Raw genomic sequence first — 21,552 nt, 5'->3', positions numbered from 1 at the left:
CCACCACCAACCGGCTGCTATGTTCCTTCGAGTGACCGATGAATCCGACGATCCGATGACCGCCTTCACCGGCGTCGAGGCGCCCGTGGGCGATGCGCCGCTTCCGCGCACGCTCGACGCATTCCTGGATGCCGTCTCGGCGCGCGCATTCCGTTTCGCCGAAATGGGTTTGCGCCATCGCGAAGACGCGCTCGACGTCGTGCAGGACGCGATGCTCAGGATGCTCGGTTACGCCGACAAGCCGCCCGGGGAATGGACGCCGCTGTTCTGGAGCGTCCTGCGCAGCCGCATCGTCGATGCGCAGCGGCGACGCAGCTTCCGCCTGCGCTGGCTGCGGCCGCAGTCGACGCACGACGATGAAGACCCGATCGACTGGAGCGAGCGCGTGCCGACGCTCGACCCGGAGTCGGACCCTTCCCGCAAACACGACAACCGCGAGGCGTATGCCCGCATCGCGAAAGCGGTGCGCGCATTGCCCGCCCGCCAGCGCGAAGCGTTCACGCTGCGCGTGATCGAAGAACTCGATGTGGCGACCACTGCGCGCGTGATGAGGTGCAGCGAAGGATCGGTGAAAACGCATCTGTTCCGCGCCCGCGAAGCCTTGCAGGCGCAACTGGAGGAATTCGCATGAACATTGGCGAACACGACGACAAGCAAGGCGACGCGATCCGTGCATTGCATGCGCACGCGCTCGACCAACTTTCGCCTCGCGTGCGCGCGCAACTGCAGCAGCGTCGCCGTGCCGCGCTGCGGGGCGAAAGCGTGCAGGTGCCCGCGTCGAAATGGCGGCTGGCCGTCCCGCTCGCGGCCGCGGCCACGGTGGGCGCGCTGGTGATCGGCATGCAACTGCGTTCGCTCCCGCCGACGACGCACGCGCCGATGGTCGCGGCCGTGCCACCGGCTTCGACCAGCACGGTGACGGGCAACGAAGACGCCGCCATCACCTCGACGCTTGAGGAAAACCCCGATCTCTACGTATGGCTGGCGTCCGACGACGCCGTCCTGATGGCCATGGAGTAAGCCGATGACCCACCGCCGACCTTGGCCTGCCCTGCTCCTGCTGCTGCTGGCGGCGCCTGCGTTCGCGCAGCAGCCTCCCGCGGCCGTTGCGCCCGCGAAGTGGGAACAGCTGTCACCCGCCGAACGCGATCTCCTGATCGCCCCGATCCGCGACCGCTGGAACAACGCCGATGCCGACCAGCGGCAACGCATGCTCGACCACGCACGCCGCTGGACGACGATGACGCCCGAGCAGCGCGCGGCTGCGCACAAAGGCATGCGCCGCTGGGATCACCTCTCACCGGACCAACGCGACCAGGCGCGCGAATTGTTCGAACGCATGCAATCCATGACGCCGGAAGAGCGCCGCGCGCTGAAGGACAAATGGCACGGGATGACGGCGGAACAACGCAAGGCATGGCTGGACGCGAATCCGCCGAAGGATTAACGCTCCGGCCAAATCGTCTTCGCCAGCAACTCGTCGTCCCAATCGAACGCGAGCGCGCCGTCCTTCAACAACAGCGCGACGAAGTTGTAGGCGTTACGCGCGTACATCTCGCTCGCATGCAATGCCCCCATGCTCGCCAGGTTCAACGGACCCGCGACGACGACGCCGTTGCTGTCGATCGTTTCGCCTGGTTGCGTCAGTTCGCAGTTGCCGCCGGTTTCCGCGGCGAGATCCACGATCACGCTGCCCGGCCGCATGCCTGCAACCATCGCGGCCGTCACAATCTTCGGGGCGGGCCGGCCCGGCACCGCCGCCGTGCACACGACGACGTCGATGTTCTTCAGATGTTCCCCGAGGCGCCGTTGTTGTTCGGCGCGTTCTTCGTCGGTGAGCTGGCGTGCGTACCCCCCTTCGCCGGCGGCGCTTACGCCGAGGTCGAGGAACTTGCCGCCGAGCGATTCGATCTGTTCGCGCGTCTCCGGCCGCACGTCGAAGCCTTCGACCTGCGCGCCCAGGCGCTTGGCGGTCGCCACCGCCTGCAAGCCCGCGACGCCCGCGCCGACGATCAGCACGCGCGAGGGGCGGATCGTGCCCGCGGCGGTGGTCAGCATCGGGAAGAAGCGCGGCGTGAGCTGCGCGGCGATCAGCACCGCCTTGTACCCGGCCATGCCGGCCTGCGAACTCAGCACGTCCATCGCCTGCGCGCGCGTGGTGCGCGGCAAACGTTCGAGCGGGAAGGCAAGCAATTTGCGCGCCTGGATCTCGGCGCCGCGCGACGCATCGGCCTGCGGTTGCAGCAGACCGACGAGCACCGCGCCTTCCTTCAATTGCGAAAGTCGCACCGCATCGGGCGGCTGCACGCACAACACGACATCGGCGCCGCCGAGCGCGAGGTGGCCGTCGTCGACGACCTGCGCGCCCGCTTCGCTGTAATCAGCATCCGGAAATCCGGCGGACGCGCCTGCGTCGCGCTCGATGCGCACGTTCGCGCCGAGCTTCACGAGTTTCCTGCAGGTTTCGGGCGTCAGCGCGACGCGCCGTTCGCCGGGCGCGGTTTCCCGCGCGACTCCCACTTCGACCGTCATCGATCCGCCTCGGGTTCCAGGTGCGCCGCTGCATCCTAGCGCGACGCACCGGCCTTGCGCGGGATCAGTTCTGCCCGACGGCCCGGTTGAGGCGCGAGCGCATCTGGCGCATGGCCTCGTCGAAGGGGGCCTGTTCGGTGCCCACGACCAGGCGGCCTTCCGCCACGAGCGCGGCGAGCTGTTCGGCCGAAGCGACGAGCACGCGCGCGCCGCGGCGGTTCACGAGCAGGAAGCGCCCACTCAGCGGGCTGGCCCACGCGACCTTCGCGGCCACGTGTTCGCCCTGTTGGTCGAGCAGGCGCAGCCATTCGCCGGGCACCAGCTGCCGCATGCGTTGCGCGACCTCGGGATCGAAGTCCAGGCCGGCATGGCCACCGACCACGCGCAGCGCGCCCTGCTCCGAATCCTCGTCGGCGACGACCGGCGGCGGAAGATTGCGCACCATGCGCGGCAAGTCGGGCTGCGCGAGCGCGCGCACGACGCCGGCGAGCCAGTCGGTCGCGCCGTGTTCGTCGTGGCCGCACGCGACCAGGCACTCGACAATGGCCGGCTGCAGCGCGATCAGGCGATCGGCCACGACACCACCGCGCGCCTGCGCAGACAGGCCGTCGACGACGATCAGCGCATCGGCGAGCGCGAGGACGTCGGCGTGCTTCGGCGATTCGCGGCCTTCGCGCAGCAGGGTCTGCAGCAGATGGTGCTGCCAGTGTTCGACGAGGAATTCGGCGACCGCTTCGGTCAGCGGCGTGCGCAGGCGCTGGTTGAGCGCCGCACCGGCCTGGAGGCGCGCCTGCAGCAGGCGTTCCTTGCCGTGCACGGCTTCGGCCGCGCGCTTTTCGAGCATGTCCACGCGCTTGCGTTGTTGTTCGAGCAGCGCTTCGAGTTCCGCGCTGGCCAGCGCGAAGATCTCCAGGTCTTCGTTGTAGTCGGCGACGATGCGCTGCGCGATGCCCGCGGCGCGTTCGAGCAGTTCGCGATCCTGCGGCGTGGCGCCGTCGTTGCCTTCGCAGGCTTCGGTGATCGTGTCGAACAGGCGGCGTGCCGGATGGTCGCGACGCACGAACAGCCCGTCGTCGCTGAGCGCGACCTTCACATAGGGCAGCACCAGGCGCGCATAGACACGGCGTGCGCGGTCGAGCATCGCGTGGGTCTGGAACAGCGATTCGAACAGCAGGCCGACCAGGTCGATCGCGTCGTTCTCCTGTGCGCCGATCTGGGTCTGGTCCGGGTCCAGGCCGAGGCGCCGTGCGCCTTCGGTGAGTTGGTCGCGGATCGCGTCGGCCAGCGAACCGGCGCCCGCGAGCGCACGCGCATAGGGCTCCGGCCCGTCGCGTTGCAACAAGGAGGTGACGCTGATGACTTCCGCCGAGCGCAGGTCGCGACGCGGGGCGCCGGACGCCGACGCGCTGGCGCGCGTGCCCGTGCGGGCGGGGGACGACCCATCTCTCCAGGCATGCAACATGGCGCGCAGGTCTCCGAAGCGTTCCATTGCGTCGACATCGGGGGAATCCTGGCGGGCGTGGCCAGGCTGGGCGTGCGGAACCGCCGAAATGGAATCGATGCCCTCGGCCGCGGGCGCGGTGTTCGGCGCCCCGGTTTGCTTCAGCCCGTAACCGGCCGCCGCGAGCAGCGTGTTGATGCGGCCGTACAGGTCGCCCAGCACGCGCGAGAGTTCGTGTTCGTACTGGCGGAACAGCAGCGGGCGCAGCGTCTCGGGCAGGTCGGCGTCGTGGAAGGTCGCCAGGAACGCGCCGGCCAGGCGCGTGGCGCCGATCGGGTTGGACGAGGAGTTGGCCCCGAGTTCGTGGGCCAGCGATTCCAGGCGCTGGTCGAGCATCTCCAGCTGGCGCACGTAACGCTGCCCGATGGATTCGGCGAGCTTCTGGCCCGCGTAATGGAAACCGAGGTGGCGATCTTCGACCAGGCCGAGCGCCTGGCCGTTGCGCATGCGGTTGGGCAGCGCGCGGAAATCCTCGAACCCCTGCGCGATGAGCTGGCGGAATCGCATCACGTTGCCGGCGTTGCGCTGGCGCAGGTTCAGCAGTGCGATGTGGTCGCCGCGGCGGATCTGGATCAGGCCCGCGCGGCGGGCGGCATCGTCGAGGGCCTCGGCCACCGGCGCGTACAATGCGCTGGGCACGCCGCCGAGCTGCTCGACGGCCAGGCGCTTCATTTCTTCCAGCACGCCTGCCGGATTGGCCCGCTGCGTGGTGTCCAGTCCTGTTGCCTGCCCCGCCATGTCACTCTCCCTGACCGCGACACCATGTGACCAATTGCGACACTGAGGGGCAGGATAGTGTCGCGTTGTGTCAACTCACCTTCGAAATTCCGGTTCTGTGACCCATGTCCCCAGTTGACCCCAATCCGTCCGACGAACTGCATTTCCTGAACGCACGGCGGTCGGTCCCGGCCAAGCAATTGGGGGAACCAGGCCCTGACGCAGACACGTTTGCGCGGATCCTGGGCGCCGCGGTGCGCGTGCCCGACCACGGCAAGCGCGTTCCCTTCCGCTTCATTCGCGTCGCCGGGGATGCGCGCCATGCGCTGGGCGAACGCCTCGCCGCGCGCACGCTCGAGCGCGATCCACAGGCCGGGGACGGCGCCATCGAAAAGGATCGCAACCGATTCGCGCATGCGCCCGTCGTGTTGATCGTCGTCGCCAAGCAAGGCCCCGACGAAAAGATCCCCGCCTCCGAACGCTTCAGCACCGCGGCCTGCGTGTGCTTCGCGTTGCTGCAGGCGGCGCAGGCGACGGGCTTCGGCGCGCAATGGCTGACGGGTTGGCCGGCTTACGATCCAGCCATGGCGCGGGTGTTCGGCCTTGCCGAAGATGAACACGTCGCTGGCTTCATCCACATCGGAACGCCGAAGCTCGACGCCCCGGAGCGCGATCGCCCCGATCCGCAAGCACTGCTCACCGACTGGAGCCCCGCATGAACGCACCGGCCGCCATGCAGCCACCGCTCTACCTCGTCGACGCGAGCATGTACGTGTTCCGCGCCTGGCACTCGATGCCGAACGAATTCCACGACACCGAGGGCTGGCCGACCAACGCCGTGCACGGTTTTGCGCGCTTCCTCCTTGAGCTGCTCGAACGCGAGCGCCCGCACCACATCGCGATCGCCTTCGACGAAGCACTCGACAGTTGCTTCCGCAACGCGCTCTACCCGGCCTACAAGGCCAACCGCGAATCCGCGCCGGAAGAACTCCGCCGCCAGTTCGCGCATTGCAAGGCGTTGTGCAGCGCCCTTGGCCTGGCGGTGCTCGCGCACGCCGATTACGAGGCGGACGACCTGATCGGCACCGCGGTCCATCGCGGACGCGCAGGCGGGCATCGCGCGGTGATCGTCTCGGCCGACAAGGACCTCTCGCAGTTGCTCGCCGGCATGGACGAGCAATGGGACTATGCAAAGAACGTGCGCTGGACCATGGCGGGCGTGAAGGACCGGCACGGTGTCGAAGCGCACCAGATCGCGGACTATCTCGCGCTCACCGGCGATTCGGTCGACAACATTCCCGGCGTGCCCGGCGTGGGCCCGAAGACGGCGGCCATCCTGCTCGCGCATTTCGGCAGCCTCGATGCGTTGCTCGCGCGCCTGGACGAAGTGCCCTTCCTGCGGATCCGCGGCGCGGCGCAAGTCGCCGTGAAATTGCGCGCGAACAAGGAACAGGCACTGCTCTGGCGCCAACTGACGACCATCGCGCTCGATGCGCCGCTGTCGCACGAGGTCTTCCATCGTGGCCAGGCCGATGGCGCGGCATTGATCGGGCTGTGCGAATCGCTGCGCTTCGGCCCGCTGACCCGTCGCCGCCTGCAGGAAGCCTCCGGCGTAAAGACGACGGTCACCGTCGCGGGATAGCATCGGGGCATGGACCGCCCGACGAACGAAGAAAAGACCACCCTCTGCGAAGGCCAGTGGCTCCGCCTGGTGAAACGCGGCCATTGGGAATCGTGCGAGCGCACCCACGGCGACGGCATGGCGGTGATCATCGTCGCGGCCACGCCGCACGACGAGGTGTTGTTCGTCGAGCAATATCGCGTGCCGCTCGGTTCCAAGACGATCGAAATGCCGGCGGGCCTGGTGGGCGATCAGTCCGGCGACGACACCCTCGAACTGGCCGCGACGCGCGAACTCGAGGAAGAAACCGGTTGGCGTCCTTCACACGTGGAGGTGTTGCTGGTCGGTCCGACGTCGGCTGGCATGAGCAACGAGCGCATCGCGTTCGTGCGCGCAGAAGGCCTGGTACGCACGGGCGAGGGCGGTGGCGTCGATGGCGAAGACATCATCGTGCACGCCGTGCCGCGGGCGAATGCCGCGGCCTGGCTCATGCAGAAATCGCGCGAAGGCTTCGAGCTCGACCTGAAGTTGTGGGCCGGGCTCTGGATGCTGGAACGCAATCCGGATGGTTCACCGCACCAGCCTTAAGCGAACTTGTCCGTCGCGCGCACCAACGCATCGGTATTTTCGGGTTCGAACGCCGAATGGCCCGAGGTCGGCGTGATCACCAACTCCGCGCCCGGCCATGCGCGCTTGAGTTCCCACGCACTCTTGATCGGGCACACCACGTCGTAACGGCCGTGCACGATCACGCCGGGGATCGAGCCGATGCGGTGCACGTCGCGCAACAACTGGTCCTCTTCCTCGAAGAAGCCGCCGTTGACGAAGTAATGGTTCTCGATGCGTGCGAAGGCGAGCGCGAATTCCGCCTCGTCGTGGCCGCTGATGAAGTCCGGGTCCATGCGCAGGAAACTCGTCGCGCCTTCCCACACGCTCCACGCGCGCGCCGCGGCCAGCCGCGTCGCTTCGTCGTCGCTCGTCAGTCGACGGTGATACGCGCTCATCATGTCATGGCGTTCCACCGGGGGAATCGCGGCGAGGTAGTGTTCCCACACATCGGGGAACAGGCGCGACGCACCGTCCTGGTAGAACCACTCCAGTTCCCAGCGGCGCAGCATGAAGATGCCGCGCAGCACCAACTCGGTCACGCGCTCGGGATGCTTCTCCGCGTACGCAAGCGCGAGCGTCGAACCCCACGAACCACCGAAGACCTGCCAGCGGTCAATGCGCAACTTTTCGCGCAGCGTTTCGATGTCGGCGACCAGGTGCCACGTGGTGTTGTCGACGAGGTCCGCATGCGGCGTCGAACGCCCGCTGCCCCGCTGGTCGTACAGGATGATTCGATACTTCTTCGGATCGTGGAAGCGACGCATCTTGTCGCTGCAACCGCCGCCCGGGCCACCGTGCAGCATCACGACGGGCTTGCCATCGGGGTTGCCGCACTGCTCGTAGTACATCGTGTGGCGCGCGTCGAGCTTCAGCGTGCCGGTGTCGTACGGCTGGAGGTCGGGATAGAGTTCGCGCAACATGATCGGCCTCCGCCGTGATGCCAATGGACGCCGGGCAGTCTAGCCCAGCGACGGTCCACCCGGTTTGACGCCCGAGGTCACGCGTTCACGGCGTTCCATGTCCAGGCCCGTGTCGATGTCGATGAAACCGGCTTGCGTGAACAACGCGCGTACCGCCGCGCCCTGGTCGCGTCCGTGTTCGATGAGCAACGCGCCGCCGGGTTTGAGGTGCGCGGGCGCGGTGCGCACGATGTCGCGGATCGCATCGAGCCCGTCGTGTCCCGAGGACAAGGCCGATGCCGGTTCGTAACGCAGCGCATCCAGGTGCAGGTCGCCGAGCGCGATGTAGGGCGGGTTGCTCGCGATGGCGTCGAACAAACCTTCGCCCAGCGGTTCGCACCAATGACCGTTGCGGAACTCGACATTGGTCAGGCGCAGTGCGCGTGCGTTCGACTGCGCGACTTCGAGCGCGGCTGCACTGTCGTCGACGGCGATGATTTCAGCGCGCGGCCGTTCATAGGCGATCGCGAGCGCGATCGCGCCGCTGCCCGTGCCGAGATCGGCGACGCGGATGGGGGCTTCGCGCGAGAGATGCGCGAGCGCGAGTTCGACCAGCAGTTCGGTTTCCGGGCGCGGCACGAGCGTGTCGGGCGTGACCTGGAGTTCGAAACGCCAGAAGCCCTTGCGACCGGTGAGATAGGCGAGCGGCTCGCCGGCGATACGGCGCGCGAGCAGCGCGGCATAGCGTTGCGCGGCATCGTCGGCGACGGGATCGTCGCCGCGTGCGTACAACCAGCTTCGCGATTTGCCGAGCACGAAGGCGAGGAGCCATTCGGCGTCGGCGTGTTCGACCTTCGCGCGTGCGTCCTTCAGCAGGTCGTCGACGCGAACGGGGGAAGTCTCGGCCATGGGGCGCATCCTAACCGCGATGCGCCCCGGGCCGCGCGTGCCTGCGTTACTTCTTCTTCGGAACCTCGAAGGCCAGCGGCATGCCCTTGCGGGCCGTCTTCTGCGCCGAGCACAGGCGGATCGCTTCGACGGTCTGCTTGAGCTCCAGCGGGCCGCCTTCGATCGACTTCATGCGATCGGCGAAGCGCGACTCGACATCCGCCGCCTCCGGCTCGCTGCACATGCCCGCCGAATACAGGCCGACCAGCGCCGCACCGGCCGGCGCCAGGCGCGCCTCGAGTTCGCTGAAGTGCGAATCCACCCACTGGCGCAGCGCCGGACGCGTCTTCTCGTCGCCCGTCTGGCCGCCGACAATCGGGAAGATCTCGTTGCGGCGGAGCAGGCCCTTCTCGAAGACCAGGGCCCGCGCGCGTTCGGTCAGCCTGGCGTCCTGCGTCGAGCCCATGGCCGAGAGCATCTGCGAACGGATCGTCGGATCCTGGCTGGCGCGGAAATGCTTTTCAGCGGCATCGAACGCTGCACTGCCGCCTTCCTGGACCGCGACTTCCAGCGCGACCGCGCGCAAATCCTTCGGCACCGCATCGGCGTGCAACTGGCCATCACTCCCCAGGCCGAGGACCGCGCGGCCCTGCTTGCCCATTTCCGCACGGACCTGCGGGTCCTTCAGGGTATCGGCGAAGAAGTTCACGAGCGAAGCACGCAGCAAACGATCGTCGTCCGACTCGCCGTCCTTCGGCGACAGGCCGAGCCCCGCCAGGCGCGGGCGATAGATCTCGGCAGCCTTCGCGCGGAACGCGGTGCGCTCGGCTTCACTGGTGAGCAGTTGCTCGTCCATCCAGCCGATCGCGCCCATGCCGGCGGTGACCGTCTGGCGCACCTGCGCGGTGGTGAACTGCGGCAACGCGGCGAGCAGTTCCTTCGGCGAGAGTTGGCCTGCGCCATAAGCGGACGTCACCGAGTCGGCGTAGACGCGCTGTTCGCGCTCGTCGAGCCTGGCGAAGGCATCCGACAAGGACTTCTGGTACTTCGGCTCCAGCGCGAAACGGTAATAGCCCGCGCCGTGCGCGTTCGGCATGACCCACTGCGGGCACGACGTCGCGTCCTTGAGTTCGACGCGCGCCGACTGGCCCGTGACGATGCCCTTCTGTTCGCGGATCGTGCCGTTGTCCGCATAGCGCACACTCAGCGGGATGCCCCACGTCGCATTCGCGCTGGCCGACGAACCGAGCGGCAGGTAACGCTGCTGCGTCACGACCAGCGCCGGCTTGCCCGCGCCGCATTCGACGGCGACCTTCACGAAGGGCACGCCCGGCTGGTCGATGAAGCTCTTGAACGCCGCATCGACGGCGGCCGGATCGTCGCTCTGCTTCGCAACGGCTGCGATCAGGTCGGCGCTCGTCGCGTTACCGCGCGCGTGCTCGTGCAGGTAGTTGCGGATGCCGGTGCGGAACTGGTCCTCGCCGATGTAGCGCTCGAACATGCCGAGCACCGCGCCGCCCTTCTGGTAGGTGATGCCGTCGAAGGCCGACTGGATCTGCGTGAAGTCGTGGATCGGCTCGTGGATGCGGCGCGTGCTGGACAGGCTGTCGGCGCCCATCGCACCGATCGCGCCTTCGAGCAGGCCGCGGTCGGTGTGCGCCTCGGGGCGCAACTGGCCGTGGATCTTGTTGCCCATCCAGGTGGCGAAGGCTTCGTTGAGCCACAGGTCGTCCCACCAGCGCATGGTCACGAGGTCGCCGAACCACTGGTGCGCAAGTTCGTGGGCGCTAACGCCCCAGAACGACTGGCGCTGCGACACCGAGGACTTCTCGTCGGGGAACATCAGGCTGTCGCGGTACACGATCATGCCCGCGTTCTCCATCGCGCCGGCCCAGAAGTCGGGCGCCGCGACGTTGTCGAGCTTGTCGAACGGATACGGCGTGCCGAAATAGGTTTCGAGCGCCTGCACGATCACCGGCGTGTTCGCCAGCGAATACTGCATGCGACCGCCCTGCCCCTTCGCCGCGACGCCACGCAACTTGATCGGCGTGGTGCGCTCGCCATTCGGGCCGATGTCCGGGCCGGCCGGCACATCCCACGGGCCGACGGCGAACGAAATCAGATAGCTCGGCAATGCCTCCGTGCGATTGAAGGTGACCTTCTTCCAACCACCCGGCAGCTTTTCGGTCTTCGCTTCCGCGCTGTTGGCGATCGCGGCGTCGTTTTCCGGAACGATCAGCGTGATGTCCCAGGGCTGCTTGAACGAGGGTTCGTCGAACGACGGGAACGTATTGCGCGCGCCGATGGGTTCCATCTGCGTCACGACGTAATCGTTGCCATCGGGCTTGACGCGATAGGCGCCCTGCAATTCGCCGAACGGTGCCTCGTACGCGATTTCGATGACGACCTTGCCGGCCGGGATCTTTTGCGCGGCCTGCATCTTCAGCACGCCGGAAACATCGGCGGGCGTCGCGGTCAGCGCGATGCGCTGCTTGCCGACGATCGCCTCGGCCTTCGAAATCTTCAGGTCGCGGCCGTGCATCCAGAACGCATCGGTGGCCTCGGACACCTGCGCTTCGATGCGCGTGGTGCCGGTGAAGTTGGCCTGCTTCGGGTCGAGCTTGAGTTCGAGCGAGACCAGCGAGGGCACGACGGTGCGCGGGAGCGGACCTTGGGGCACGCCGCTGTTGTCGGCGGCATGCGCGATGCCGAGCGAGGCGACCAGCGCGGTGGCGAGGAGACTGCGGCGAAGCAAGGGCATCGAGGGTGGCTCCAGGGGCGAAGCCGCCGAGAGTACGTCGGGGGGACCGCAAGGGCCCATGACGAAAGTCCTAGTGAGCGGGGGTCACGTCTCGCCGGCGAATGGAGGACGGCCGCAGACGCGGCCGTCCTCCGACATCGTCAGAAGCGGTAACGGGCCACGAACTCCACCGAACGCGGCGTCTGGTAGTTCACATCGTTGAGGTAGTCCGGGCGCGTCGAAGCATCCAGGCGCGTGGCCTGCGATGTTTCATTCCACTCCGTCGCCGTCTGCGCATTCAGCACGTTCAGCACGGTCATCTGCAACGTTAGCTTCTGCTGTGCCCAGGTCGGCGTGTACGACACCCCCAGGTCCAGCGTCTGCGTCCACGGCGTGCGCCCCTGGTCACCGCGATTGCCGAGGCGATAGCGACGTTCGAAATCGTCCGCCGTGCCGACGACGCCGTCGGGGCCCGCGTCGGCGACCGCGAACTGGCCGTTCGCGTCGGGGCAATAGAAACTCGACGCACTGTACAGACCGAGCGTGTCCTCGTCGGGCGCGCCGACATTGAGGGCCTCGGTCGGGATGAACCCGTAACAGCTCACCGGGCGGCCCGATTGGATCAGCAGGTTCGCACTCACCACCCATTCGTCGCTCAGGTCGTAGGAACCGAACAACTTCAGCGAGTGCCGGCGATCGTTGGGCAAGTAGCCGTAGGCACCCTGCTCGAAGGCCGCGAAGTCGAAGTCCTGCGTCAGGCCTGCGTCTTCCTGCTCGAGCGTGGAATTGACGTAACCCTCGGCGTTGCCGCGGCTCTTCGCGAACGTGTAGGAGCCCTGCATGTACCAGTTATCGGCCTTCGAACGCTCCCAGAAGAATTCGACCGCGCTGTAGGTCCGCTGGTATTCCGGCAGGCCGAGGTAATGCGCTGGCACGGTGTAGAGCTGGAGCGCGCCCGAGTTCGTCGGATCCAGGGCAATCGTGACGTCCTTGCCCGGATTGGCGATGAAGCAGTTCGGCATGTCGATGCCCAATTCGTCCGCTGCGAAGGTCGGGTTGAAGCCGTTATCCGCCGCCCATTGGTTGAAGCCGTTTTTCGAGCAGATGTCGTCCATGCCCGCCTTCACGTCGCGGTGGATTGCGCGCATGCCCAACATCCAGTTCGGCGTGAGCTGCTTCTGGAAGCCGAGGATGTATTCGTCCTGGTACATCGGATCCAGGTTCGTCGCGGCCACGGTGCGCGGATCGGGTGGCAACAGCGAGCCGTTGGCGGCAGTGGGGTCGACGACGGCACCGAAGATCGGCGTGCCATCGGCGTTCACGCCGTCGAGCGCGTACCAGGTTTCGGTCGAGTACTCGGTCGCCGAGGCGCGGATGTTGGTGTTGCTCGCCACCGGGATGTAATACCGGCCCGCGTTGCCGAACACCTTGAAGCTCGAATCGCCGAATGCGTCCCAGGAAAAGCCCAGGCGCGGGGCAAACAGCGTGTCCGATTCGATGAACGTCTGCCCCTGCGCATTGTTGTTCTCGAACGTTTCCGCGCGCAGGCCGGCGTACACCATCCACTTGTCGTTGACCTGCCAGTTGTCTTCCACGTACGCCGCGTTGTTGACGACGTTGTACGCGCCGCTTTCCGAATACGTCGTACGGTGGCGGACGACGTCGCCCGCCGCCCCGGCGCCGAAAATGTCGGACGCGCGGAAATAGCGGTAGTAGTTGCCACCGCTGTACGTGGTGCCGGCGTGGGTCGACTCGAACTTTTCGTGGTCCACGCCGAAGCGCAGGCGATGGTCGCCCACCTGCCATTCTGCGTCGAGGCGCCAGGCATTGCGCGTGTCCTCGTCAGGCTGGCCACCGAAGGCGGCATCGCGAACCGTGAACTGCGCTTCCGTCCAGCAACCTACCTTCTTGAGCGGAAGTCCGGGTGCGCGGCTGTCGTAGATCGCCGGACAGTCGGCGCCCGGCAACTCCGACTGGAAGTTGTTGACGTTGTTGAGGTAACCGTACTGCGCGGAAACGGTGAACGAATCGGTGAGATAGCCGGTGTATTTCGCGATGTAGACCTCGCCGCCGTTTTCCAGCGTGGAGGTATTGAGGAAGGTGCCGTGCTGGCCCGAGTTGAGCACGCCGGTGGGATTGGCGTAGTGGCGCGTCTCCTGCTCGGACTTGTTGTAGATGCCGGTGAATTCGACGATGTGGCTGTCGGTGATGTTCCAGTCGAGTTTGAGCAACGCACTGGGCGAGTTGTTTTCGCGATGTTCGCTGATGTCCCTCGCGTAGATGTCATCGGTGTCGTCCTGGCCTTCCACCAGGCCGAACATGAACAGCTTGTCCTTGATCAGCGCGCCCCCGCCCCAGACGTTGTAGCTCAGGCGATCGGACGTGTTGTCGGAACGATAGACGTACAGCGGATCGTTTTTCGCGATGCGTGCCGGATCACGAGTCACCACGTCGGTCCCGTTCTCGGCGAGGGACCCCGGGCGCCAGTACATGCTTGCCCCGCTTTTCCATTCGTTCGTGCCGCGCTTGGTGACCAAGCCGATCACGCCACCGAGGGAACGACCGTACTCGGCGCCGTAGCCGCCTGTCTTGACCTGCTGTTCGGCGATCGCGTCGAACGGCAATTCGGCGAACGACAGGAAGTTGCGGATGTTGGTGACGTCGAACCCGTTGATGTAATACCCGTTCTCGGCAACCGACGCACCACCGAAGGACGCCAGGTTTCCGTTGCCCAGGCCCGTGTCGCCGCGCACGGTGCCGGGCGCCAGCAACGCCACGCTGGTCACGTTGCGCGAGATGGGCAGTTGCTCGAGCTGCTCGGCGGTGAAGACCGTCGTGGACTCCACCGACGAGACGTCCACGGGATTGAACGTGCCGGCGCCCTGCACGACGACGGTCGCCAGTTCGTTGGCCGCGCGCGTGAAGTCCACTTCACTGCCCGTGCCGACCTTGACCTGCACATCCTTGGTCGTGCCGCCGGACATGACGCGATAACGGCCCGGGGCCAACTGCGGGAAGGTGAAGCGGCCCTGCGCGTCGGCCGTGATTTCGCGGCTCGTGCCGGTGTCGATGTTCTGGATTTGAACGGGCGCGTTTGCGCTGGTGTCGCCGAAGATCGACCCCACCGAACTCTGTGCGTGGAGACCCGTCGCGAAGCAGAGGCCGAAGGCAGCGGCGAGCGCCGTGCGCTGGAGCTGGCGCGACACGGCGCGGCGGGAAGCGGGATGACGTTGGTTCATTCCTTGCGTACTCCGGTCGTAGATGAAACCGCGAGGGTTAAGGCCCTCTTAACGGTCACCGGACGTTACGTTTCGAAATGATTTGCAGGCAGCGGCGAACGCCTCGACGTTGCGCCGAGACTTCAACGGATCAAGGAGAAATTTCGGATGAGCGCGATCCTGTGGATCAGGCCTCGGACTGCTCCAACGTCACCGCCACCGCATGCACCACCGCCGCAATCTTCAGCGCGCTCTGCACGCCCTGCGCGTCGATGTCGTGCATGCGCAGCGTGCGTTCATGCGAATCCAGGCACGCGCCGCAGCCGTTGATGGCCGACACGGCGAGCGAGGCGAGTTCGAAGGTCATCTTGTCCACGCCCGGATTCGCCATGACGTTCATGCGCAGGCCCGCGCGCATCGTGCCGTATTCGTCGTTGTGGATCAGGTGCGTGGCGCGGTAGTAGATGTTGTTCATCGCCATGATCGCCGCGGCCGAGCGTGCGCCGTTCAATTCTTCGGGCGAGAGCTGCTCGGCGGCGAAGGCCTCGATGGCATCGACCAGCGGGCGGTGGCGCGCGGCGATCGCGCAGGCGAGCGCGATCACGCGGATGCGCTTGGCGTCAAGGCCGGCGGCGCCGGTTTCGCTCAGTACCGAATCGAGGTTGAGTTTCAGATCCTTGGCGTAATCGGGGATCGTGTTGCGCAAGTCCTGCAAATTCATGGTTTCGTGCTCCTGAAAAAACCGTGGCCGGGGGTCGCCCGGCCACGTTGGATCCGCATCGAGGGGGAGGCGGTACCTAAATCAAGCGACCTTCAGCGTCTCTTCGCCCTGCTTCCAGTTGCACGGGCAGAGTTCGTCGGTCTGCAGCGCGTCGAGCACGCGCAGCACTTCTTCCGGGTTGCGGCCGACCGAACCGGCGGTCACGTACACGAACTGGATCTCGCCGTTCGGGTCGACGATGAACGTCGCGCGCTGCGCCACGCCGTCGGACCCCAGGATGCCCAGCGACGAGGTGAGCTCGCGCTTGATGTCGGCCAGCATCGGGAACGGCAGGCTGTTGAGGTCCTTGTGGTGCGTGCGCCAGGCGTGGTGCACGAACTCGCTGTCGGTCGAACCGGTCAGCAGCTGCGCGTCACGGTCCTTGAACGCCTGGTCGAGCTTGGCGAAGCCGGTGATCTCGGTCGGGCACACGAAGGTGAAGTCCTTCGGGTAGAAGAACACGACCAGCCACTTGCCCTTGTACGTGTCGTTGGTGATGTCCACGAACGCGTTGTTCAGGTCGTTGGAAACAGTGGCCTTGAGGTTGAACTGGGGGAACTTGTCGCCGACGGTCAGCATGCAGTGGTGCTCCTGGTGGGGCAGGGGGAAAAGGCAGTCGTTGGGAGCCGCCGGATGTGGACCCCGGCGAAGAACAGGCAGTCTGCCGCTCGTCGRCCCATTCGGCAAGTCAATTGTTTGGATGCGGTCGATAGGTATAGGCTATCGCCAATGAACCTCCGCGATCTGCGCTACCTGGTGGCCCTTGCCGACCACAAGCACTTCGGCCGCGCGGCCGAAGCCAGCTTCGTCAGCCAACCCACGCTGTCCACGCAGATCCGCAAGCTGGAGGAGGAACTGGGCGTCTCGCTGGTCGAGCGTGCGCCGCGCAAGGTGATGCTCACGCCTGCGGGGCGCGATATCGCCGATCGCGCGCGCCGCATCGTCGCCGAGGTCGAACAGATGCGCGAAGCCGCGCGCCGCAGCCGCGACCCCGAAGCGGGCACCGTGCGGCTGGGCTTGTTTCCGACGCTCGGGCCTTACTTGCTGCCGCATGTCGTGCCGCGCATCCGCGCGCGGTTCCCCAAACTCGAATTGCTGCTGGTCGAAGAAAAGAGCGACGTCATCCTCTCGCGCCTGCGCGACGGCAGGCTCGATGCCGGCCTGCTCGCATTGCCGGTGCACGATGACCAGTTGCACGTGCAATTCCTGTTCGAGGAGCCCTTCCTGCTCGCCGTGCCCGAAACGCATCCGCTCGCCAAACGCCGCGACCTGGCGCTGGCCGATCTCGCCGACGAACGCCTGTTGCTGCTCGAAGATGGCCATTGCCTGCGCGACCAGGCGCTCGACGTTTGCCAACTCGCCGGCGCGGGCGAAATGCGCGACTTCCAGGCGACGAGCCTGGAAACGCTGCGGCAGATGGTCGCCGCGAATGTCGGCGTCACGCTGCTGCCCACGCTGGCGGTGAAGCCGCCCGTCGCGCGTTCCAACGACATCCACCTGATTCCCTTCCGCGACACGCAACCGAGCCGGCGCATCGCGATGGTGTGGCGCAAGAGTTCGGCCATGGGTGCATTCCTCGAACGCCTGGCCGAGATCTTCCGCACGCTGCCGCCCGAATTGTTCACGCCGACGTCGAATCTCGCGCCACCGCCGGCCAAGCGCTCGGCCGCTGCGAAAGGCAAGCGCGCATGAGCCTGCGCAAGTGGACGGTGGTGGTCCTCGTGGTCGCCATCGCCTGGTGGTGGTGGCATCGCACGCCCGCGGCGCCTGCGGCAGCGGCCGGCGCCTCCATCACCTGCCCGGCACCACCGCGCGTGCTCGACGGTGAGGCGCCGTTGCAGAGCCCGGTGCCGGACGGTTTCGGCGACATCCGCCTGCAGCCGGCGAAGTTGCAGCCGCTCGCAGGTTTCAGCATCGATGCACGCGTGCTTTCGCGCGAGGACTACGCGCTCGGCCGCGAAGCCGATCTCTCCCCCACCGATCTCGCACTCGGTTGGGGCCGCATGCGCGAAGACGCGGTGTTGTCGCACTTGTCCATCGACCAATCGAATCGGTGGTACCACTATCGGTGGCAGGGCGCGCCGCCGATTCCCACGCGCGAAATCATCCGTTCCAGCGCGAACATGCACATGATCCCGGCCAACGCGAATGCCGCGCGCGCCTTGTCGCAGGTGCGCGCAGGCGACAACGTCCGCATCGATGGCTGGCTCGTCCAGGCCGACGCGCCCGACGGATGGCATTGGCGCAGTTCGATGACGCGCGAAGACAGCGGCAACGGCGCGTGCGAAGTCGTCTACGTGTGTTCGATCGCGCGGGAGTGACCGATCACGCCGGTGCAGCGCGCGTGCCGCGCGTCAGGCCGAGGAAGATGCCCGCCAGCGACAAACCGAGCCCCGCCAGGCCCAACGCATCCAGTCGCGTGCCGAACAGCGCCGCATCCCACACGTAGGCCATCAGCGGCTGCAACAACAGGCACAGGCCCAGCACGCCGGCCGACAGTTTCGGCATCGCCTTGCCGATCACCAGCCAGCCGCACACCTGCGCGATGAATGCGTAGGCGAACAACGAACCCCAATCGCCAGCCTTGCGCGGCAACAGAGCCTCGCCACCGGCGAGCGTCATCGGCAGCAACAACAACGCCGTGCACAGGCACATCCACCACAGCAGGGATTCGTTCGAGGCCGCGCCACGCGTGCCCTGCGCCTTGCGGAATGCGATCAGGAATCCCGCATAGGCCGCCGCCGTCCCCAGGCCAAACCCCACGCCGAGGTGGAAGCGTGCGTCGAACCCCGCCCATCCGGGCACCAGCATCAGCGCCAGGCCCGCGATCGCGAGCGACAAGCCGGCCCACAGCCGCCAGCCGCCGTGTTCGCCGAGCACCAGTGCGCCATACGTGGCGAGCGCGAAGACCTGGAAGTTGCCGAGCAACGTCGCCATGCCGACGCCGACGTACAGGATGCTCCGGTGCCACATCCACAAATCCAGCGCGAAAAACACGGCCGCGATGGCGACCAGGCCGAGTACCCGCGGCGTCGGCGCGAACGCCGAACCATCGCGTCGCACGGCGATCGCGAGCAGCGGCAACAACATCCCCGCCGCGAGCGCCATGCGCCAGAACGCCGAGGCCGTCGGCCCCATTTCCACCCACCGCACGAACACCGCCGAGGTGCTGATCAGTACCGCGCCGAGCAGCATCGTCGCGAGCGCGCCGCGCGGTGCGGCAACGGTCATGCGCGGAACTTTTCGGTGTCTTCGAGATATTCGACTTCGGCCAAACCGGCCTCGCGCCATTCCTGCCACGCGGGCAACGACTGGATCGCATCGCTGAAGGCGCGCGCGGTCTCGTCCATCGCGACGCCATAGGACAGGAAACGCGAAACGACCGGCGCATACATCGCATCGACGATCGAAAACCCGCCGCACAGGAACGGACCACCCTGCCCGTGCGCCTGCTTCAACTCGCGCCACAACGCCTGGATGCGCTGGATTTCGCGCTCGGCTTCTTCGTTCCAGCGATAGTTGTCCGGCGTGCGCCGCATGTTCATCGGGCATTGCTTGCGCAACGCCGTGAACCCCGAGTGCATTTCGGCAGCCGCCGAACGCGCCTGCGCACGCGCCGCCACGTCGCGCGGCCAGCCCTTGCCGTCGAGGTAGCGCTCGTTGACGTATTCGCAGATCGCCAGCGAATCCCAGATCACCAGGCCGTCGTCGTGCAACGCCGGCACGCGGCGGTTGGGGGCCCATTTGGCGACGTCCTGCTGGAAGTGCGGCGTGTCGAGCAGGATCCGCACTTCATCGAACGCCACGCCGAAGGTGCGCAGCAACAGGAAGGGACGAAGCGACCACGAGGAGTAGTTCTTGTTGCCGATGACAAGCGTGAGCATTCGAAGGGGCCGTGACGCGGGAAGGCGCCTATCGTAGCTAGGTGAAGACGGCCGGCGCCACGCTCACGCGGTTGCGTCCACCGCGCTTGGCCGCATACAGCGCCTGGTCGGCGCGCGCGACGGCCGCCGCCGGTTCGTTTTCGCGCGGCAGGCGCGTGGCCACGCCGACGCTGACGGTGATGCGGATCGGCTTGCCGTCGTATTCCAGGCGCACCAGCTCGATCGCCGACCGGATGCGTTCGCCCAGTTGGCGCGCGTCGTCGCCGTTGCGCCCCGGCAACACGATGACGAATTCCTCGCCGCCGTAGCGGCCGAGCAGGTCGGTCGGTTGCAGTTCCTTGCGCAACACGTCGGAGACCTGGCGCAACACCGCGTCGCCCGCCGCATGGCCGTGCGAGTCGTTGATCGACTTGAAGTGGTCGATGTCGACGAACAACACCGACAGCAACTGGTCTTCGCGATGCGCTTCGGAGAAGGAGCGCGACAGCCACAGGTCGATCGTGCGGCGATTGAACGTCCCGGTCAGCGCGTCGAGCTCGGCCGAACGGCGCATGCTCAACGCCGCCGCCGCTTCGTCGGCGTGTTGCACGGCCAGGCGGCCGAAGTCGCTCGCGAGCGCGAGCTCCTCGTCGGTGAAGCTCGATCCGTCGCTACGCTGCAGCAGCAACACGCCCCACGACGGCGTGCGGATCGGCAGCGGCACGACACCGTGCAGCAGGTGCAGCGCATCGCCATTTCCGAGCTGCAACTGCACCGGCGCCTGCGTGCGCGCCAGGCCCTTCATCATGCCCATGCGCGTGGCGAGCAGGTCGGTGTAATGCGGTTTGCTGGAAATCGGCTCGGCGAGCAACAGGTCGAAGCCGTGGAAGCCGTAAGCGACGAGCGCCGCCGATTCCAATCGCAGCAGGGGCAGAAGGCGTTCGAACACGCTGCGGAACGCCGCCCATTCCAGGTCGCCCGCGGGCAACTCGCGGAGGCGGCGCTGCAGTTGCTGCACGAGGTCGACGCGCGCGGCCTCGCGTTCCAGGCGGCGTTCGCTGTCGCCGCGCGCGAGGCGCTCGCGATCGCGTTCGTCGCGTACGTGCGCGATCCGCCCGATCATGCCGACCGCCACCAACAGCACGCATACCGTCAGCGCGAGCTGCGGTCCGTAGCGCACCCAGAAGCCGTGGACGCCGAAGGGCATGAAAGCGCGCAACGCGAAGGCGCCGGCCACGACCAGCACGACCGTGAGGACCGACAGACTGTTCCAGATGCGGCGCCGCACGGCGACGACAGCGGTGGACACGATGAAGGCCAGGGTGGCGCCACCAATCAGGGCGGCGGCCCAGGCCATCGGCACCGACAGCAACTCCAGGCGCAACAGCGCGAGCGCGGCCAGCCCGAGCGCGACGTAACGCAGGAGATCGCCGGCGCGATCGAGCCTGCGCTGCGCCACTTCCAGTTCCGCATACCGCTGCGCGAGCCACGTCGCGGCCGCGCAATGCAACAACTGCAAGGCCCACACGCCCTGCGCGCCCCACAGCGCGAACCAGCGCACGCCGGGCCACGCGTACAGATGTCCGTTGGACGCGACGAACCAGGCGAAGGCCGTGGCCGACAAGGCCAACAACGCCAGGTAGATGCGATCGCGGACGGCTGCGAACAACGACAGCGCCATGAAGGCGAGCACTGCGAGGCTGGCGTAATTCGCGCCGGCCAGTGCGCTGCCGCGCTGTTGCATTTCCGCGACCGACGTGGCCGTCTGCGAGGTCGGCCGCAGGCGCACGGGCGCGTGCGTGGACACCATCAGGTCGACGTCTTCCTCGCCCGGCGGAAGTTCGAACACGAAACCGGTGGGAAACGAAGGCCCGTCATTTTCGGGGCGGAAGAACGACTGCACGGGCGAGCGCCACGTGCGATGCCCCGGTGCGCGGCGTTCCAGCCAGACCTCATCGACCATGGTCCGCTGGATCCACAGCCGGTCGATGTTCCCGTCCTCGCGGTCCAGGCGCAGCGGAATGCGGACCGGTGTTTCGGACGGGGGTACGCGCACGCTGTCGCCTTCGACCACGCGCGTGACGGCCGGACGATGGGCGACCGCGGCGGCATCGGTGGCGCAGATCGACAAGCCCCACGCCAACACCCAGGCGAACGCGCAGAACGCGGCCGCCCGCCCTTCGCCGAAGGCGTTTGCCCTGGCC

Annotated in this window: 19 protein-coding genes; 8 read left to right on the top strand and 11 right to left on the bottom strand. The window is 67.0% G+C overall.

The genetic code is table 11. The annotated features are described in order from the left end of the window. Nucleotides 1–55 precede the first annotated feature (55 nt). Genes ACXJJ8_RS15175 through ACXJJ8_RS15165 form a run of 3 tightly spaced genes read left to right on the top strand, consistent with a single transcriptional unit; the run spans nt 56 to nt 1,447 of the window. On the top strand, nt 56–631 hold the full coding sequence (locus ACXJJ8_RS15175; protein WP_499031830.1) for an RNA polymerase sigma factor: 576 nt from the start codon (nt 56–58) through the stop codon (nt 629–631). After that, nucleotides 628–1,020 (top strand): hypothetical protein, encoded by a 393-nt coding sequence (locus ACXJJ8_RS15170; RefSeq protein WP_499031758.1) that lies wholly within the window; start codon nt 628–630, stop codon nt 1,018–1,020. Before ACXJJ8_RS15175 ends, ACXJJ8_RS15170 begins: the two co-directional genes overlap by 4 nt. 4 nt (nt 1,021–1,024) lie before the next feature. After that, the gene (locus ACXJJ8_RS15165) at nt 1,025–1,447 is read left to right on the top strand and encodes a DUF3106 domain-containing protein (protein ID WP_499031756.1); all 423 of its coding nucleotides are present in this window, start codon (nt 1,025–1,027) and stop codon (nt 1,445–1,447) included. On the opposite strand, the gene ACXJJ8_RS15160 is transcribed toward ACXJJ8_RS15165, so the two are convergent. After that, nucleotides 1,444–2,532, bottom strand: a complete 1,089-nt coding sequence (locus tag ACXJJ8_RS15160) for an NAD(P) transhydrogenase subunit alpha (RefSeq protein WP_499031753.1) — start codon at nt 2,530–2,532, stop codon at nt 1,444–1,446. The genes ACXJJ8_RS15165 and ACXJJ8_RS15160 overlap by 4 nt on opposite strands. Before the next feature lie 64 nt (nt 2,533–2,596). Continuing rightward, the gene (locus ACXJJ8_RS15155) at nt 2,597–4,771 is read right to left on the bottom strand and encodes a DUF1631 family protein (protein ID WP_499031750.1); all 2,175 of its coding nucleotides are present in this window, start codon (nt 4,769–4,771) and stop codon (nt 2,597–2,599) included. A gap of 104 nt (nt 4,772–4,875) precedes the next feature. Here ACXJJ8_RS15155 and ACXJJ8_RS15150 point away from each other — a divergent pair, with 104 nt between their 5' ends. From ACXJJ8_RS15150 to ACXJJ8_RS15140, 3 genes are read left to right on the top strand one after another with little or no spacing between them, the layout of a single operon-like run. Beyond that, nucleotides 4,876–5,469: a nitroreductase family protein gene (locus ACXJJ8_RS15150; RefSeq protein WP_499031748.1), complete on the top strand. Its 594-nt coding sequence runs from the start codon at nt 4,876–4,878 to the stop codon at nt 5,467–5,469. Next, nucleotides 5,466–6,392 (top strand): 5'-3' exonuclease, encoded by a 927-nt coding sequence (locus ACXJJ8_RS15145; protein ID WP_499031746.1) that lies wholly within the window; start codon nt 5,466–5,468, stop codon nt 6,390–6,392. The genes ACXJJ8_RS15150 and ACXJJ8_RS15145 overlap by 4 nt, the downstream gene beginning before the upstream one ends. Nucleotides 6,393–6,401: 9 nt before the next feature. Beyond that, entirely contained in the window at nt 6,402–6,959 is a 558-nt protein-coding gene (locus tag ACXJJ8_RS15140; protein WP_499031743.1) for an NUDIX hydrolase, read from the top strand. Here the strand turns inward: ACXJJ8_RS15140 and pip are convergent. The 6 genes from pip to ACXJJ8_RS15110 all read right to left on the bottom strand — a co-directional run bounded on the left by pip (nt 6,956) and on the right by ACXJJ8_RS15110 (nt 16,064). After that, nucleotides 6,956–7,897, bottom strand: a complete 942-nt coding sequence (gene pip / locus ACXJJ8_RS15135) for a prolyl aminopeptidase (RefSeq protein ID WP_499031828.1) — start codon at nt 7,895–7,897, stop codon at nt 6,956–6,958. The two genes, ACXJJ8_RS15140 and pip, sit on opposite strands and share 4 nt — an antisense overlap. 42 nt (nt 7,898–7,939) lie before the next feature. Next, nucleotides 7,940–8,788, bottom strand: coding sequence for a peptide chain release factor N(5)-glutamine methyltransferase (prmC, locus tag ACXJJ8_RS15130; RefSeq protein WP_499031741.1), 849 nt, complete (start codon nt 8,786–8,788; stop codon nt 7,940–7,942). Nucleotides 8,789–8,834: 46 nt separating this feature from the next. Continuing rightward, the gene (locus ACXJJ8_RS15125) at nt 8,835–11,528 is read right to left on the bottom strand and encodes a M1 family metallopeptidase (protein WP_499031738.1); all 2,694 of its coding nucleotides are present in this window, start codon (nt 11,526–11,528) and stop codon (nt 8,835–8,837) included. A gap of 140 nt (nt 11,529–11,668) precedes the next feature. Beyond that, a complete protein-coding gene (locus ACXJJ8_RS15120; RefSeq protein ID WP_499031736.1) occupies nt 11,669–14,746 on the bottom strand; it encodes a TonB-dependent receptor in 3,078 nt (1,025 codons plus the stop codon). 166 nt (nt 14,747–14,912) lie between these two features. After that, nucleotides 14,913–15,446, bottom strand: coding sequence for an alkylhydroperoxidase, AhpD family (gene ahpD, locus ACXJJ8_RS15115; protein WP_499031733.1), 534 nt, complete (start codon nt 15,444–15,446; stop codon nt 14,913–14,915). An 81-nt stretch (nt 15,447–15,527) separates the two neighbouring features. Beyond that, complete coding sequence (locus tag ACXJJ8_RS15110; protein ID WP_499031731.1) at nt 15,528–16,064, bottom strand: peroxiredoxin; 537 nt, start codon at nt 16,062–16,064, stop codon at nt 15,528–15,530. Between the two features lie 150 nt (nt 16,065–16,214). Between ACXJJ8_RS15110 and oxyR the strand changes: the two genes are divergently transcribed. Both oxyR and ACXJJ8_RS15100 read left to right on the top strand, forming a co-directional pair. Next, a complete protein-coding gene (gene oxyR / locus ACXJJ8_RS15105; protein WP_499031729.1) occupies nt 16,215–17,177 on the top strand; it encodes a DNA-binding transcriptional regulator OxyR in 963 nt (320 codons plus the stop codon). Then, nucleotides 17,174–17,806, top strand: coding sequence for a hypothetical protein (locus tag ACXJJ8_RS15100; RefSeq protein ID WP_499031726.1), 633 nt, complete (start codon nt 17,174–17,176; stop codon nt 17,804–17,806). Before oxyR ends, ACXJJ8_RS15100 begins: the two co-directional genes overlap by 4 nt. Nucleotides 17,807–17,810: 4 nt before the next feature. Here the strand turns inward: ACXJJ8_RS15100 and ACXJJ8_RS15095 are convergent, their stop codons facing one another. From ACXJJ8_RS15095 to ACXJJ8_RS15085, 3 genes are read right to left on the bottom strand one after another with little or no spacing between them, the layout of a single operon-like run. Then, on the bottom strand, nt 17,811–18,716 hold the full coding sequence (locus tag ACXJJ8_RS15095) for a DMT family transporter (protein ID WP_499031724.1): 906 nt from the start codon (nt 18,714–18,716) through the stop codon (nt 17,811–17,813). Then, nucleotides 18,713–19,369, bottom strand: coding sequence for a glutathione S-transferase family protein (locus ACXJJ8_RS15090; RefSeq protein ID WP_499031722.1), 657 nt, complete (start codon nt 19,367–19,369; stop codon nt 18,713–18,715). Before ACXJJ8_RS15090 ends, ACXJJ8_RS15095 begins: the two co-directional genes overlap by 4 nt. A gap of 37 nt (nt 19,370–19,406) precedes the next feature. Beyond that, the gene (locus tag ACXJJ8_RS15085) at nt 19,407–21,479 is read right to left on the bottom strand and encodes a diguanylate cyclase (RefSeq protein WP_499031720.1); all 2,073 of its coding nucleotides are present in this window, start codon (nt 21,477–21,479) and stop codon (nt 19,407–19,409) included. Nucleotides 21,480–21,552: the final 73 nt, after the last annotated feature.

The organism is Lysobacter sp. P5_C4, assembly GCF_054049695.1.
This window is presented reverse-complemented; position numbering and strand designations above follow the sequence as displayed.

Bases quoted from the DNA above. Each gene is read 5' to 3' on its own strand.
- ahpD (WP_499031733.1), bottom strand. From the start codon at position 15,446: ATGAATTTGCAGGACTTGCGCAACACGATCCCCGATTACGCCAAGGAT.
- ACXJJ8_RS15090 (WP_499031722.1), bottom strand. From the start codon at position 19,369: ATGCTCACGCTTGTCATCGGCAACAAGAACTACTCCTCGTGGTCGCTT.
- ACXJJ8_RS15125 (WP_499031738.1), bottom strand. From the start codon at position 11,528: ATGCCCTTGCTTCGCCGCAGTCTCCTCGCCACCGCGCTGGTCGCCTCG.
- ACXJJ8_RS15170 (WP_499031758.1), top strand. From the start codon at position 628: ATGAACATTGGCGAACACGACGACAAGCAAGGCGACGCGATCCGTGCA.
- ACXJJ8_RS15165 (WP_499031756.1), top strand. From the start codon at position 1,025: ATGACCCACCGCCGACCTTGGCCTGCCCTGCTCCTGCTGCTGCTGGCG.
- prmC (WP_499031741.1), bottom strand. From the start codon at position 8,788: ATGGCCGAGACTTCCCCCGTTCGCGTCGACGACCTGCTGAAGGACGCA.
- ACXJJ8_RS15110 (WP_499031731.1), bottom strand. From the start codon at position 16,064: ATGCTGACCGTCGGCGACAAGTTCCCCCAGTTCAACCTCAAGGCCACT.
- oxyR (WP_499031729.1), top strand. From the start codon at position 16,215: ATGAACCTCCGCGATCTGCGCTACCTGGTGGCCCTTGCCGACCACAAG.
- ACXJJ8_RS15140 (WP_499031743.1), top strand. From the start codon at position 6,402: ATGGACCGCCCGACGAACGAAGAAAAGACCACCCTCTGCGAAGGCCAG.
- ACXJJ8_RS15145 (WP_499031746.1), top strand. From the start codon at position 5,466: ATGAACGCACCGGCCGCCATGCAGCCACCGCTCTACCTCGTCGACGCG.
- ACXJJ8_RS15120 (WP_499031736.1), bottom strand. From the start codon at position 14,746: ATGAACCAACGTCATCCCGCTTCCCGCCGCGCCGTGTCGCGCCAGCTC.
- ACXJJ8_RS15175 (WP_499031830.1), top strand. From the start codon at position 56: ATGACCGCCTTCACCGGCGTCGAGGCGCCCGTGGGCGATGCGCCGCTT.
- ACXJJ8_RS15100 (WP_499031726.1), top strand. From the start codon at position 17,174: ATGAGCCTGCGCAAGTGGACGGTGGTGGTCCTCGTGGTCGCCATCGCC.
- ACXJJ8_RS15160 (WP_499031753.1), bottom strand. From the start codon at position 2,532: ATGACGGTCGAAGTGGGAGTCGCGCGGGAAACCGCGCCCGGCGAACGG.
- ACXJJ8_RS15095 (WP_499031724.1), bottom strand. From the start codon at position 18,716: ATGACCGTTGCCGCACCGCGCGGCGCGCTCGCGACGATGCTGCTCGGC.
- ACXJJ8_RS15155 (WP_499031750.1), bottom strand. From the start codon at position 4,771: ATGGCGGGGCAGGCAACAGGACTGGACACCACGCAGCGGGCCAATCCG.
- ACXJJ8_RS15150 (WP_499031748.1), top strand. From the start codon at position 4,876: ATGTCCCCAGTTGACCCCAATCCGTCCGACGAACTGCATTTCCTGAAC.